This is a genomic window from Paenibacillus sp. J22R67 (assembly GCF_059692175.1).
Window position 1 is genome coordinate 279,664 of the sequence record NZ_JCAUAX010000005.1, and the last position, 15,924, is coordinate 295,587.

At 44.9% G+C, this 15,924-nt stretch carries 10 protein-coding genes; 1 reads left to right on the top strand and 9 read right to left on the bottom strand.

The window, feature by feature from the left end; translation table 11 throughout:
- Positions 1-9 precede the first annotated feature (9 nt).
- The 9 genes from AC58VC_RS21235 to AC58VC_RS21275 all read right to left on the bottom strand — a co-directional run bounded on the left by AC58VC_RS21235 (position 10) and on the right by AC58VC_RS21275 (position 15,099).
- Positions 10-3,039 carry a glycoside hydrolase family 2 TIM barrel-domain containing protein gene (locus AC58VC_RS21235; RefSeq protein ID WP_497371027.1) on the bottom strand — a complete coding sequence of 1,010 codons (3,030 nt, stop codon included), beginning with the start codon at positions 3,037-3,039 and terminating at the stop codon, positions 10-12.
- 68 nt (positions 3,040-3,107) lie between these two features.
- Positions 3,108-4,706 (bottom strand): extracellular solute-binding protein, encoded by a 1,599-nt coding sequence (locus AC58VC_RS21240; protein WP_497371029.1) that lies wholly within the window; start codon positions 4,704-4,706, stop codon positions 3,108-3,110.
- Between the two features lie 104 nt (positions 4,707-4,810).
- The gene (locus tag AC58VC_RS21245; protein ID WP_497371031.1) at positions 4,811-5,710 is read right to left on the bottom strand and encodes a carbohydrate ABC transporter permease; all 900 of its coding nucleotides are present in this window, start codon (positions 5,708-5,710) and stop codon (positions 4,811-4,813) included.
- 27 nt (positions 5,711-5,737) lie between these two features.
- Entirely contained in the window at positions 5,738-6,730 is a 993-nt protein-coding gene (locus tag AC58VC_RS21250; RefSeq protein WP_497371033.1) for an ABC transporter permease, read from the bottom strand.
- 323 nt (positions 6,731-7,053) lie between these two features.
- A complete protein-coding gene (locus AC58VC_RS21255) occupies positions 7,054-9,267 on the bottom strand; it encodes a helix-turn-helix domain-containing protein (protein ID WP_497371035.1) in 2,214 nt (737 codons plus the stop codon).
- A gap of 39 nt (positions 9,268-9,306) precedes the next feature.
- A complete protein-coding gene (locus AC58VC_RS21260) occupies positions 9,307-10,884 on the bottom strand; it encodes an extracellular solute-binding protein (protein WP_497371037.1) in 1,578 nt (525 codons plus the stop codon).
- Positions 10,885-11,034: 150 nt separating this feature from the next.
- On the bottom strand, positions 11,035-12,609 hold the full coding sequence (locus tag AC58VC_RS21265; protein ID WP_497371039.1) for an alpha-L-fucosidase: 1,575 nt from the start codon (positions 12,607-12,609) through the stop codon (positions 11,035-11,037).
- 25 nt (positions 12,610-12,634) lie between these two features.
- Positions 12,635-13,783, bottom strand: coding sequence for a Gfo/Idh/MocA family protein (locus tag AC58VC_RS21270; protein WP_497371041.1), 1,149 nt, complete (start codon positions 13,781-13,783; stop codon positions 12,635-12,637).
- A gap of 116 nt (positions 13,784-13,899) precedes the next feature.
- The gene (locus AC58VC_RS21275) at positions 13,900-15,099 is read right to left on the bottom strand and encodes a PASTA domain-containing protein (RefSeq protein ID WP_497371043.1); all 1,200 of its coding nucleotides are present in this window, start codon (positions 15,097-15,099) and stop codon (positions 13,900-13,902) included.
- A gap of 194 nt (positions 15,100-15,293) precedes the next feature.
- Here AC58VC_RS21275 and AC58VC_RS21280 point away from each other — a divergent pair, with 194 nt between their 5' ends.
- Entirely contained in the window at positions 15,294-15,713 is a 420-nt protein-coding gene (locus AC58VC_RS21280; RefSeq protein WP_497371370.1) for an organic hydroperoxide resistance protein, read from the top strand.
- The last annotated feature ends 211 nt before the right edge of the window (positions 15,714-15,924 follow it).

Sequence of the window (15,924 nt, forward strand, 5' to 3'; positions counted from 1 at the left end):
TCGAATGCCTCACTTAAGGCATGACCGTATAAAGTGATCGATGGTCGGATTGAAGCCAACACGTCCATTCAGGAGCAGCCGAACAATGATGATCTGGCCGCTGCCTATTTTTTTCAAACCAACTACAGCTCTCTTCTTCTTTCCTCCGTTCATGGTTTCTGCACGTGATGGCTTCTCGTAGGTATAAAGCAAAGGTTCAAGCCCCTCTAATTGAAAATAACGCTGCGCAATCGGATCAATACGATTTGTCTCCCCGTTATAACAGTAAGAGAAATCAAGAGGGCGTGCCTGTGCAAGCATGTTACCATCTGTAGCATGTGCTACCATAAACAACTCCGTCATCTCAAATTCCTGAACATGATGCCCGCCAATAGACCACTCCATCCGAGCATTCTCGTCCTGCAGAAATACAGCATGCGCTCCATGATGTATCTGTTGTTCAATTTCACTCTGACAGCCTTCAAATGCATCGAGCGACGAAATCACAATTGTCTGAAAAGAATGATCAGACTTGTAAGGTCTGCAGCTTATGCCTAGCTCGGTGAGTACGGTTTCCGCAAAGGTTCCCAAAAAGGCGACCTCGCCGTTTATATGCAAAGGCTCCAAGGATGGAAACACTTCGATTTCGAACCTTTCTTCGTTGCGAAGAGTGCCTGTTTCATCTAGTAGACAGGCGTCAGCGTATAACTTACGCCTCTCCGACACTTGAGGCATCGTTAGCCGAACTGTACCCGCATAGCTCGGAGATACGGCTTTCGCCTGCGCATTTATTTCAAATGAGCCAAAATCCATTTGATCATCACGGAAAGTTACACGTACTTTGCAGTTGCGGTAAGATTGCGCCATATCGTTGAGCAGCCATGCTTCCACTTCCACCTGCTCCCCGGCATAAGCCCTCCAGCGGTCGCTCCTCAGATTGACGCGGAGAGGTACCAGGCTTCTTCGATAAGCAAAATACGCTGGTTTCGGGATGCGATCCACACCGACTAGCGTTTTCATCCAACCGGAAGGCCAAGCATCAATGAGCAGATGAATCGCGGATGAAATAATGTTATCGGAGCGCCTCCGAATGGCATCTGTCATCAGACGCGTAACTTGAGCTTGATGACACTGGCTTTCACGGATCCAATCTTGCATCGTGTCTTGTTCAGGGAACCAATCACCGTGCAGGCTGTAGGTTTGTGCATCAACAATCCGGTTAGGCATCCACATTTCATCTAGTTGAGCCGGCAGCCACGCCTTCGGATAACGGTTCAGCATGACTGCAAGATGATCCAAGCCTTCGGAGCCATATTCGCCACACCCAGTAAGCCAATCGGTTTTGAGCGGTGGTAAGTGTCCTTTATACAAATGACCAAAGTTTAGCGCATGATTCGTGTACCACATGGTATAACAGTGAAAATCAGATAACCCCGTCTCGGTTGGCGGATCATAATCGCCATCTGCATTTTTCACAACACGGTCCGGATTCTCAATATATATGGCTTTTCGGGCTGCAGTGAAGAACGCCTCTAATTCATCCCGGAATAAATGGCGATGTCCCTTTCCTCTTTTTGCTGGCCGTGAAGGCTCGTTGATCAGGGACACCATCACAACGGAAGGATGACTGCGGACGAGTCTTTCCATCTCTGCCGATTGACGAATCGCCTCGGAAAACTGGTTGCGACGGATGAATCCGAATGCCGGAAGATCGCACTGATTTAACATCCCGAGCATATCCATATAGTCGTAAATCTCTTCTTGCACAGGACGTTGTGTGATCCGGTAGAAATTAAGATTCGCCAGCTTCGCAATCAAGATATCGTCAATTAACTGGTCCCAGTTCTCCTGCATAACGCACTGCTGCAGATGCCCCATTTCGTTCGCTCCACGGAGAATAATCGGTTGATTATTCAAGTAAAGCCTCCCTTTTGGAAGCGACTGTTCATCCATATGAAAGCTTCTCATTCCGAAATTTCTATCTTTCTGATCGATACATTCATCGTTATAGGAGAGGCTAGCCCTCAATGTATATAGGTAGGGGTGATTCAATTCCCACATCCGGTAATTCGCAAAAGTAATCCTATAGCGGTAATTATTCATTCCCGGTCCTGCATATGCGATTGAAAATTGCAAATTTCGAAGACCTTCTCCTTCGAAATTTCGAGTGAACACATCTAGCCCCAGCTCCGCATGTTCAATCAAGTTACTAGTTGTATTAACGACGTCAATCCATGCTTCAAAACCTTGTTCCTCCGGGATCGGTCGAATGAAAATATCTTGAACAAAGAGCTCGGAGCGTTCTTCGATGGTAACGCGATGATGAATGCCTCCACCTGATGGACAGTGGTGCCAGCCATCCTTAGGATCGTCCCAACCTGGTCCAGTAGCCGCATACATCTTATCGCCGTCAAGCCGTGTACTGCCCACGCCCATCATTGGGTAATCATTGTGCACCTCGACGACAAGAACGTTGGTCTCTTGCCAAACATCCGTCATATCGAACTCAAATGGGGCAAAGAAACCCTCATGAACCCCAACGCATTTCTGATTGACATAAATAACAGCCTTATAGTCCACTCCCTGAAATAAGAGAAATAATCTCTTGCCTTTACCTGGCTTAGGAAACTGGAATTCGGTTCGATAATAGCCGGTCCACCGGCCGTTTTCTTTCGTCGGACCACGGAAGTCAGGAATCGATACCTCTTCCCAAGGACCCTCACCGCTTAACACACGAGTAAATAAACGATCCTGTTCCTCCCTATACCGAAAATGAAACGACTTCAATTCGAGTAGGGGTCTCATTAGCTCCCTAGGTGGGACAAGATTCTGCAAATAGGGTTGGTACTTCTCTCTGAGTTTCGATAGCTGATTGTGAAAGTCAGCCAGTTCACTTTCAAAGCTTGGCGGTGTCAGTCGGTTAACGGTTTGGTTCGCAGCACCAATCCATCTTTTCTCACAAACTAAGGGCAATGTCTCTGACATCCCCTCTTTGGCAAGAGGGTGTTCCCTCCGTGCAATCTCAGCAAATGGATCAAGCATCTCATGACTGTCCGACATGCGTTCCAGCCCTCCTTACATGAGGCCGGAGCATGCCTCTTATCGGATGCATGCCCCTGCCAATTTCCCTATTTCATGGATTTTTGATAAATGGCTAACGCTTTGTCTAATCCAACTTTGTTCAGGTTGGCCAAGTGATCGTTCCACACTTTGTCATCTTCGATATTAACAAGACCCATGACCGCTTTCGTCGCGAATTGGTAAACCTCGTTCCATACACCCGTCATCGTGGAATTCACCGTATTGCTATCGTCTTCCGAAAGCGTTGCATATGGTGCCAAGAACGTCGTCATCTGTTTGAAAGCTGGTGCAGCTTCCGTCGTAATCGCATAAGTTGGGTCTGCTTTTTGAGCAGCATCGCTTTTTGTAATGAAGTAATCAAAGCCAAACTGCTCAAGCACTTTTTTACGATCCAAATCATCTTTATACACAGGAACGCCGTCTTTCATGACGTATGTCATGTTTTCTACACCTAACTGATTGAAAAGTTGACCTTCTGGCGTTGAGGACCAATCCAAGTACTTCAGCAATCGGTTTAACTTGTCTGGCTCATTCGCCAGTTTGTTGCTTAGAATGGAGCCGAACAAGGCGAAGTCTGGACCTTTAAACATAACAGGCTCTTTGCCGCTGGCCGTGTCTTCGATATACGTGTGTGCGTATTCCCAATCTGCATTTTTGTTTTGCTTCTCCAGGCTCACGATTTGGCTTACCCATTGAAAGTCGATCACATCTTTGCCGTTTATACGATTCTGATTGAATTGATCTTCCGTGCCAGTAGCGAAATCTTTTTGAATCAATCCAGCTTTATATAATTTCGCCAGATATTTCAGCATGTCGCGCTGCTTCGTCGTTGCCGGAGAGAAGACGACCTGATTGTTCATATCTGGATCTTTCCAGAAGCTGGTCCAGCCTGTCGATCCGGCGAAGTCTGCAGGCACACGGAACGTGTTAGCGAAGCTGTTAAGCAAGGCTTTAACACCCGTATTGCCTGAGCCACCGCGTATGCCAATTCCGATGAAACTTGGATTCGACTCTTTAATTTTCTGTAAAGCAGCCATCAATTCGTCCGTTGTTTTCGGAAAAGAAGAAATACCTGCTTTATCGAAAACGTCTTTTCTATAAATCCAGGCCATCGGATCGTAAGTCGTTGTAATCGATGGCAGCATGTATATTTTTCCATTCACAGACGTAAAGTCTTGAAGCATTTTCCATTGTTCATCCGTATAGAGCTTCCGATAGTTTGGCATTTTGTCGAAATAGTCCCCAATAGGAAGCAAATAGCCAGCGGAGGCCCACTTCTTTACTGCACTCCAGTTATTCATATTCGGAATGAAATCCGGGTAATCTCCTGAAGCAAACATCACGTTATACTTATCCATGCCTGCGGAGAGAGGTATCGCCTGATAGTCCCATTTCATGTTGAATTTCTGCTCGGTTTGCTTCGTGTATTCATTCGGCACCGCATTGGGCGCGTATTTCGTCTGACTTACAACCTTTAAATTAACGGTTTTGTCCATGCTATTCGGATCTGTTGCGGCTTTCGTAGTATCGGTCGAGGTTGTTGCCGCTACGTCTGTTTTATTCGCATTTGTTGAACATCCTGACAAAAGAGCAGTGGAAGACATGCCTACAACAACGGCGGAAACAATCCATTTCTTTTTCAACATACTCAAAACCCCTTTTCATCATGAAAGTTTGTAACAATGACAATTCGCTCTGAAACCGCTTACTCTCAACCTTTTCAGAACCCCCTCTCGATGAAATCGATGTGCTAGCCTTTTAATGAACCAATCATGATCCCCTTGACAAAATACTTCTGAATGAATGGATATACAATCAACATCGGAACGATGGAAATAACGAGCGTAGCATATTGAACGCTTTGTGGTGTAAGACTGGATTGCACCTCGTTCGCCAGCGCTACGTTGCCAGATGCCGCAAGCTGCTCAGCTAGCGAGTTCTGCAGCACGATATCCCTAAGAATGAGCTGTAATGGATACATATTGTAATTATTCAAGTACATCATGGCTGAGAAAAATGAGTTCCAATGCGCTACGGCATAAAACAAGGAAATGGTTGCGACCGCCGCTGTTGATAAGGGCAGCACGATCCGGATAAGTGCTCCGAAATCACTGCAGCCATCGATTTTGGCAGCCTCTTCAATCTCTACAGGAAATGTCCGGAAGAAAGAGATCATAATGATTAACCACCAAGAGCTCATCAGGGACGGAATAATTAAAGAGGAATAGGAATTCACCATGCCAAGTGATTTTACAACCAGAAACAGCGGAATAATGCCACCACCGAAAAACATGGGGATGACGACGAAGGTGATGAAATAACCCCGCATCACCAAATACTTTTTAGAAAGCGAGTATGCTGTGATCGTTGTAATGATGACATTCGCAATCGTACCCACAAACGTAATAAAGATGGAATTGAGAAATGACTTTGGAATATGAACATCTTCGAACAAAATCGTTCGGTAAGCGCTCAAATTAAAACCTTTTGGGAACAGAACGACCGAACCGTTCGAAATATTCTCCGGGGAGCTGAACGAAACTGCAATAATATTTAATACCGGAAACAATGTCACAATGACCACGATAATCATCACAAGATGAACGATGCCGTCCAGCACTTTGGAACTTAATGTCCTGTCTTTAACCATGCGAATCCCTCCTCTCCTATTGCTTGCCTACCACAGGCTTTCACCCGATACTTTCTTCGCCAAATAGTTGGCGCTAACCAAGAAAATCACGTTAATCACTGAATTAAACAAATCGACAGCTGCACCGAAGCTAAAATTCATGTCAATCAACCCTTGCCTGTAAACATAAGTGGAGAAAACATCCGCTGTGTCGTAGGTTAACGGGGAGTACATTAAAATGACCTTCTCCGCACCCACGCTTAATACACCCGAGAGACTTAATATGAGCGTTATGACAATGACTGGTTTAATAGCCGGGAGCGTGATGTGCCAAATTTGCTTGATGCGTGTTGCCCCATCCAGGACGGCGGATTCATACTGTTCCGCATCAACCTTGGACAAGGCTGCCAAGTAAATAACAGCTCCCATGCCAAGATCTTTCCAAATATGCGATGAAATGAACAAAGTTCTGAACCAGCTTGGCATACCGAAAAAGTAAATCGGTTCCATGCCTAATTTTACAAGGATCAAATTCACGACACCGGTCTCTGGCGCAAGCATCAATTTCATCATTCCGACAATCGCTACGATGGATAAAAAATAAGGCAGATAGCTGACTGTCTGCACAAAACTTTTGTAATACCGATTGCGAAGCTCGTTCAGTAACAATGCAAAAAGGATCGGCATTGGAAATCCAAAAATAATCGCATATAGTCCTAGCAAAAATGTATTACGAAGCAGCATCCAAAAATAAGGACCGTGTATAAAGGTTTTGAAATGGTTTAATCCAAGAGTTCCAGCCCACGGAGCGGTCAGAACACTGTTAAAAAAAGATTCCCCTGCTTGCATTTTGAAATTTTTGAAAGCAATTAAGACACCGTACATGGGGATATAAGAAAAAACGAAGAAGTATACGAGCCCTGGTATTAATAACAACAGCAGGATTTTCTGCTGCTTAACTCTATGCCAGAAGACGTTTCTTGCTGGCACCGGCTTGGTTGGTACATTCATCACGACCGTGGCATTATCGCTTGCATTCATAGGTATCGCCTCACCAGCTTTCTTGAATATCAGGATGTCTCGGTTTGTAATGGTAGCGCTTTATAGGCTCAACTGTAGCGCCAAAAGGAAACATCGTAAAGGAACAGTTCATGCGGCACCACACATTTCCTAATAACAATGGCATAAATCCAAATGCAGCAAGAACCTTGTGACGGCGAGTGTTTTAAGCGCTTACATAGAGGGCTATTCCCCCATTTAGGCATGGAACAATACTTTTTGATCACACACTCTTGGTGGTAGCGCTTACAGATGTTCTTCGCCGCAAAAAAAAAAGCGCCATCAGCGCTTTACACTTGTTACTTCTATGTAAGTGAATCTCGATAAGATGTCGGCTGCGTACCGAGTGTTCTCTTGAATGCACGTCTAAAACTTTTGTCACTATTGTATCCGACCTCAAGGGCAATATCGTTAATGCTTTTCTCCGTGTCGCGGAGCAGATTACATGCTTTGTCCAAGCGCATCTTCTCCACATATTCAGAGAAGCTTGCTCCTGCATATTCCTTAAACTGCACCGAGATAAAACTCTCCGAACATTTAAAATGATCAGCGAGATTGGCCAGCCCGAAGTTGGCATCCAAATACTGTGTATGCACTATTTCCATCATGTCATCTGCCATTTTATGATGTTTTTGTTTCTTATTATCGTTAATATGGTGACATACGATTTGTAGAGCAGACTTCACGGTCGCCCAATGTTGTTCGGAATTATTTTGCATAAATTCAAGTTTAGCATTCAACTCACTATAAGTTGCGTATCCGAATTGCAGCTGTTCCATCAATTTATATAAGGTACCTTGAATTTCACTTACCAACTGCTTCCTAGTCGTTGCACTCAGCTGTCGTTCCGTATGATTCTGCTCTTCTAATTGATAGAGAATTTGCTCTAATGATTCCACATCGCCGTTCTTAATCGTATGGGCTAATTTCATTTCCAAATCCAATGGATAATAATAAAAGTTAGATCCTTGCGCGATGTCCTCATACCAGATGACGACATTTTGACCTCCAAAAACCGCATAATCCACGGCTTGCCTGGCTTCATTATGTGATCGCCATACCTCATGCATATGACTGTATATGCGACCGATTCCGATAGAGAGGCGGATTTCATTATCCGCGAGCACGTCGTTTCTTCCTTTTTTCCAATCGTATCGAATTCGTTCTACATGCGTTTCCGCTTTATAAGCTTCCAGTGAAACAACCATGTCAGCCCTGTCACCATTTAAACTGATCAAGTAATCGTACCCGTCAACAAGCTCATGCAGATGCATCAGAATATAATCCTGAATCCCTTTCGCACCATTAGGCGCAATCGTATAGCCATCTCCCAACGAGATTGAAATAGCAATCGCGTAGAAACGGTCACCTTGAAGTGTGACTTTGGCTTGTGACAGAGCTTCCCTGCTATCCGCTTCGTTCTTGTAATAACCTTTCATTAATCGCTCAATCATCGAGAGCTGAATAAGTGGCAGCTGCTGCTCCATGCGGGTGTTCAACATGCGATTACTTTCCATCAGTTCGGACACCGGTTTACTGTTGCGGTAAGCCATTAGGATGGCAACAACGATTCCAAGAATTAACGTGATGATGGTTATAATGACGATCATTCGCTTGATATAGTCCGCTTTGGCAAGTACGACACTCGTCGGAAGAGCGGCGATGTAATTCCAGCCGTTTTGATCTGAGCGCGCGTGTGAAACAAGCATCTTGTTCCCATTAATGGTTTCAAAGGAAGATCCGGAACTTGATGCTGTCGCTTCCGCGCTTGGTGTACCTATTTTAATCTCATCAACCGAAGTAGGTGCGATCAATTGACCTTTTGTGTCTAAAATATAAGCAAATCCTTTGTTTTTGATAACCAAACGCTGAAATAACCCATTGATATCATTTTGATTGATGAAAACGACGATTGAACCCTGAACCTTGCCCTGGAAACCATTCGGCAACGGACTCACATAAGCGATCAGCTTGTAGTTCAGAGCGCCGATTTGTACAGCATCCAGATTATAATACTGCTTCTGGTCGCCTCGCGTCGATACGGAATCCATCCATTCCTCCAGCGATTGGTTGCCGATTCGAATATTATTGTCTCTCAAATCAAAGGATGTTTTGGACGTAATGACGGAATGACTGTTTTTAAAGGATAAGTAGATATCAAAGAAAAATTTATTCGTGATCGTATACTGATTCAAAGTATTACGGAGCAACGAGAAATTATAGAGCTGTTCGGGTGTGGGAGTAGTGCTTACATTCTGCATCAAATTTAGCACATCGTTATTCACGGAAAGAGTCGAGACTACATCATCTACCTCTAGAAAAAGCCGATCCACGATATCCTGGCTCATCCTTAAAATCTGGAGATTCATCTCCGCTGCATCTTCGACCAGGACCTGCTGCGTCTTATAATATTGCTGTACGCCAATCAGGATTGGAATCAGCAAAATAAGGAGATAGGATAAGACAAATTTCACAAAAACGGGCTGCCTCAGCAGATTAGCGTTTTTCCAATTCCACATGTGAAGCTTTCTCCTTTCAGAGATGATTCTTGAACAAGCTTATTTCCAATACTTCTGAAAAATGTTCAGCATGTCTTGCAGCCCTGCTTTGTTAAGCTCGTTTAAATATCCCTGCCAAACGCTATCCTTGGATACATCTTCAAGTCCCATCACAGATTTGGTTGCAAAGCGATAGACAACATCTTGTACTGTTCCCATATAAATGGAAGTGGTTTCCCAATCCTGGTCTGTGAAAGAAGTGTTCCTAGGCTCGACATACGGAAGCTTTTGATAAACTTGCCAAGCTTCATTCGCTTTCTTGGATGGCTCATCCGAAGAGAGAGCTGCTGGGCTTTTGCTAAGAAACCAATCGAAGCCGTACTCCGAAGCTACCCTTTTGCGATCTTTCCCCGCCATATAACGAACCGATCTACCGTCCATTTGGTACGTCACATTCTCCTTGCCCATCATATGGAAGAGTCTGCCTTCATCTGTAGCCGCCCAGTCGATATAGCTAAGAATTTGATTTAGTTTTGTTTCATCTTTTAATAATTTGCTGCTAAGCAGCGGTCCATATAAGCTTACAGAAACAGGACGGAACTCAAGTCCCGGTTTCTCATAGGCTTGCGGATGATAGCGTGAATAATCCCATACGACACTTGGTTGATTCACTGCATCTTTCTGTAGATCAGCCACTTGACTCACCCACTGGAAATCGATCAAATCCTTGCCCTTCCGCCGTTTATCGGACCACTGTTCTTCAGATAACGTCGCGAACTCCTTCTCAATGAAGCCTTCTCGGTAAAGCTTCGCTAAGTAGATCAGCATATCCCTGTGTTTTTGCGTAGCTGGCGCATAGACTACTCGATTCTGTTCATCCGGATCGTTCCAAAAACCAAGCCAACCATCCACACCGCCGAAATCAGGAGGCAGCCGGAAAGCATGCTGAAAACCGGCGAGCAGCGATTTGATTCCCGTTGTATTCGGCCCGCCACGCACACCGATGCCTTCAAATGTAGGATTAGCTGCTTTCAATTTTTTCAAATCTTCATAGAAAGCGTCTGTTGTTTTGGGAAATTCATTGATACCAGCCTGTTCAAAAGCATCTCGTCTATAAATCCAGGCCATGGGATCTTTGACATCTATTTTAGATGGAAGCATATACAGTTTGCCGTTAATGGTGGCATAATCTTGGATATCTTTCCACTCGTCGTCACTGAATAACTTCCGGTAGTTGGGCAGGCGGTCGATATAATCGCCAATTTGCAGCAGATAACCGGCATCAGCCCATTTTTTAACCGCAGAGAAATTGTTCATCGTTAGAACCAAGTCCGGAATTTGTCCCGAAGCAAACATCACATTAAACTTGTCCATACCGGAAGATACTGGGATAGACATGTAATCCCACTTCATATGAAAGCGCTTTTCTATTTCTGCAACAAAGAGATTCTCCTTATGAATTGGAGCGTATTTGCTCTGATTCACGACGCTTACTTGTAGGTCTGGATTGCCCGTTTGATCTTCTGGAGAGTTGCTAGTGCCTTGCTGTGTCAAGGTTAATCGGCTGCATCCGGCAAGGATTGTTGCCAACACAAGAAGTAATGGGATGACCTTATAGCGAGTAAGTTTGATTAACATAAGCCGTCCCCCTCCTGCTTCACAATCCATTATTTTCTTTATTATACTTTATTTCTAATAACGTGAGGAGTTTAAAGTTCCTACTTGTTTCCTAACATACTCACAAAATAAAAACCGATCAACCTATGTTGACCGGTTACTCTATAAGAATTAGTTAGACAGGATACCCTCGACGGCTGAATCTAAGGTGATTTTCACAATCGTATCTATCGATTCCACACAATCCTCGGGTAATTGAATGGTCATTCCATCTGCATGCTGCAGGAATGGGATGGCTGTACCCGAAATCGTTTGACAGGCGAGTATTTGCTGCTCAATTAGTGGAAGCTTCACATGCCTGAATGCTGCCGGATCAAAGATATGCAAGTAAATGAAGTTGTTCTTGTAGGTAGCACCGTAAACATCGTCGACAGGTTGAAAAGGCCCCCCGCGGGTTCCATAAATGCTTTCCCCATGAACCTTCATCCACTCGCCAATTTGTCCAAACAACTGAACTTGATCCTCCGGAATCTTCCCGTCTTTATCCGGTGTAACATTCAGCAGCGCATTACCGCCCCGGACAAATACGTTAAGAATTAAGTCCAACACCTTGTCAAAAGCCATCGCTTTATTCCCAGGCTGCCAAGCCCACGAACCGCCAACGCTGAAATTTTTCTCCCACGGGAATGGAATAATGCCGCCGCGAATATCGTGTGGTCCTTCATCACAGCTGAAATCGCCTTCCCAACCGGAGCGTTCATTAATAACAACTTTCGGATTAAACGAGCGAACCATCTGATTCAGCTTTACAGGCTCCCATAACCAGGCGCCCCCTGCATCTGATCCTTTGTGGGACAGCCAAGAGCCGTCATACCACAAGATATCAATTTGACCGTACCGAGTCATGAGCTCCGATACCTGATCGTATAACTGCTGCTTCATCTGCAGCGCACTCTCGTACTGTTCCACTGGATCAAAATACCCTGGGAACCGCCAATCCATTGGTGAATAATACACACCGGCATGAATATCATGACGATGTGCTGCCTCTGTATATTCTTTGATAAAGTCGCGTCGTGCTGCCGCCTGCATGGTTGTATAGTTTCCATAGCTGCCTGGACTGTCCCAAAGAGCAAAACCATCGTGATGGCGGGATACCATGACCATATAATTCATGCCCGCATTCTTCGCAAGCTTCACCCAGCTATCTGCATCGAATGCTTCTGGATTAAATGACATTGCGATGTTTTTGTACGCTTCCGCCGGGATATGTTCATGATGCATGACCCACTCCCCTCTTCCAATGATGGAATAGGCCCCCCAATGGATGAACATACCAAGCTTGGCATTATGCCACCAAGCGCGATCTTCTTCACTCAGTTTTAATGAAGCGTCTATAATACCGTCTGTGCTTTTAAATCTAACATTGCTTTTCAGCATCGAAGCAAGTTCGGCTCCACGCATCGCAGATGGCTCACCATTCGAAAAAGTTAATCCCAATTTCGCAATTTTCCTGCGGTTTATTTCATTTTGCATGAGCTTTTTTACTTCTTGTAAAGAAAACCAATAAGTATCTTCAGGACTGCTCAACTGCGTTTGGTATTGGTTAATTTTCGACCCATAGGCCTCCAATTCTACTATAGAAAGCGCATCCATAATCTGGCGTGCCGTATCCTGTTTTTGTTCGGGAGTTTGCCCACTTACTGTTAATTTATCGACAAGATCAAGCTCTAAGGGAGTTAGCACAGTTGTTTCCTCCTTACGATGCTGATTATAAATCCAAAGAAAAATCTTTTAAAATTTGTTTCACTTTCACAGGCAGTCCAGTTTCCATGCTTCTTTCCATGGCCGTCATCAAGGCTATTGTGTGTATGCCTTCATTCAAATCTGGCTTTGGCGTAGTGCCTTGATCCAGACATTCAGCAAAATATTCGATATAATTTTGATACTCACCAGCATGGTGGCTTGCTCCCTCAAAACGAAAATAATAGGGAAATTTTTCTTCATACGCATGTGTAACAGGCTGCTCTGGCGGGAAATGGGTATGATAGAGAAGCTTAGAGTAAACCGCTCTACTCGTCCCTTTGGTCCCCCTTAGCGTACAGCTAATACCAGGGTCCACATGCTTGATTGTTGGCTTCGTATAGGAACCTGATACTTGTGCGATACGGCCTTCTGTGTCTTTCATCACGAATCTCATCGTATCAGGAACGCTCAAGCCAAATGCCTTGTTATTGCTGCTTGAATGGCCATAACCGAACACTTCCTCGATATCGGGCAAATACCATTTCGCTAGATCAACGGCGTGAATCATAAAATTGTACATCCAGCTAAAACCCTTCTGACGACTCCAATCCTTTTGCAGAAACCAACGAGAATCCGAAATGTAGTAAGCTTCGACCGTATCCACCTCGCCATGACGGCCAGCCAAATAATCGTTTCTTTGGTGAATCATCGGTTCAAAAAAACGTGAGCTTTGCCCAACAAACACATGCTTACCCGAGGATTTCCACACAGCAAGCAGTTCGTTAGCTTCATCAAGTGAATGAAGTAGTGGTTTAGTCACAATGACATGTTTCCCCGCTTCCAACGCCATCTTGATATGTCGGCCATGAAGTTGATCTGGTGTATAGATCGCAATTACGTCTATCTCAGGATCGTTCAGCATGTCATCATAACGGAGTGTATACCGGGTAAGTCCGAATTCATCACTGCGCAACTTGCACATTGCTTCATTAATGTCACAAACATTCACTAATTCCCAACGATTGCTTTGCAAGGCAGCCGAAAGGATACTTCGGCCTTCGCCTAGACCAATTACGCCAAGTTTGTAAGTGCGGCTTGTCTTTGCGTGTGCAATTTCTTCTGCCAATTGTCCCGATTCGCTCATGTAAGGAACACCGATCCTTTCTTTCATCATCTCTGTTTTACGGAGACAACTCTTTACAGGGTCAACTTTAGTGCACAATAGCCTCCTGCGTAAAGGAACAGTTCTTTTGGACCATACGATTGATTGTAATCGCACACATGAACAGTTTAAGGCCCTTTACTCACCCAAAATGTAATGCGATCGCCATCATTAACGACAGTTCCCGGAGCAATGTCTTGTTTGAAAACAGTACCTTTATCAGCGGTGCTCGACTCCAAGTAAAATTGGTAGCGAAGACCTGAGGCTAGCGCCCTCTTCTCAGCTTCTTCTCTTGTATGAGCAACCAAATTTGGGACGATACCCTTGTTGGCTTGTACCGCATCATCGCCAGTCTGTTGAGTTTCAGCAGCTATAGGCTTCCCTGTTGGTGTTGGAGATGCAGTGGCGGAAGATTGCGGCGACACTGTCACATTGGGCGAACTCGCAGCAGTGCCAGACGTCGGAATCGTCTGCTGTTTCGCATCATCCGCGTAGTCCGAGTGCGGACGCAGTGATATCAAGAGCAACAAAATGAGTACCCCGAAGCTGGCGGACGCGATCATTGTCCACTTACGAACAGTCTTTTTCTCCTTAGGTTTAGGAGGTTCTGCATAGGAATGCGAAAGAAGCTTGCTCCTCTCGCCATCTATTCCGAGCAGAACTCCCAGCTCCAGCTGAAATTCTTCTAGCGTGCATAATCCTTCATACGCCTTGCAGGCTAACGTTGCGGCACGCTCCCTTGTTACTTCAGCCAAATCTGCAAACAATAAGCTCATCTCAAATGAGTACGCACTCATAGAGGATGTAGGAATATCCGTTTTCGCCCCTAACTGATAGAGAAGCAGCGCCAGGCCCGGTACTCCACGCCTACCGTTCTTCCCTTCCGTCCAACTATTCATGATTCGCAACTGTCCGTTATCTTCAATCCAAAGATTTTCCGCGTCAACAGCATAATCCAATAGCTGCTTACGATGTGTGTCTCGAATGGCCATAGCCAACTCATGTACATATGTGAGTGCTTTGTGCCCTGTTATCTCTAAATCGTTCAGTTGATCGGTCAAAGGCTTTCCCGATTCTACTTGTAGCGCAGCGTACAAAGTTCCATCTTCCGAGCCGATATCCAAAATCTGCATGAAATGCTCATTAGCGGTCTGAGACGCTTTTTTCATCCATCGCACAGCTTCGTGGCTTGCTGTTTCATCACTCTCTTTAAAGGTATATAAAAGGACATCTCGTTTGGAGGTTACATCCTTCCCTCTAACTATCAGCCCATTCGTTTTTTGCTTAAGTGGTTGAACGATCATATATCGGTCTGCTAGGTTACCCATGGACGCTTTCCCCCTTATATGTATAGTCTATTCGCCAACGGACTATTTTTTAAGTCACAATTGGTCGTAATTCCCATCTATACAGGGCACTCAGACATCAAGAGAAAGGAAGAAAATTTTCTCATAATATCCACTTTTTTCGGGAAATGTATAGGTGACTTAAATTAAAAATGCAAATTAAGGAGCAAATCATTATGCAGAGCCTATACACAGGTACCGTAACAGCAGTTGGAGGAAGAAGTGGAAGAGTGGTATCTTCCGATCAAGTCATCGCGCTTGATCTCAAAACACCTACAGGGCTCGGGGGTCCAGGTGGTCATGGTACGAATCCGGAGCAGCTATTTGCAGCAGGATATTCCGCTTGTTTCGATGGCGCACTGAATCTGGCCATTCGTCAAAAAGGCATCAAAGCAGAGGGCACACAAGTTACTGCCCACATAACGATTAACAAAACGGACGACGGTGGTTTTCAATTATCCGCGGAACTCGATGTAACAGTTGACGGGGTGACTCCTGAAGTAGCCAGAGAACTTGCCGAAGCGGCACACCAAATATGCCCTTACTCCAAAGCGACCAGAGGCAACATTGATGTGAAGTTCAATATCGTTGAATAAGTGTAACACAGCTGCTGGAAATCACCAGCCAACGTCGATTCCGCCGCTGTAACGATGTTTTTCATCGCTAACGCATGCTGAACGCGCCAACTGCCCGCTGTAACGATCTAAAACATCGTTAACTGTCGTGGAAATCACCAGCCAACGTCGATTCCTCCGCTGTAACGATGTTTCTCATCGCTAACGCATGCTGAACGCGCCAACTGCCCGC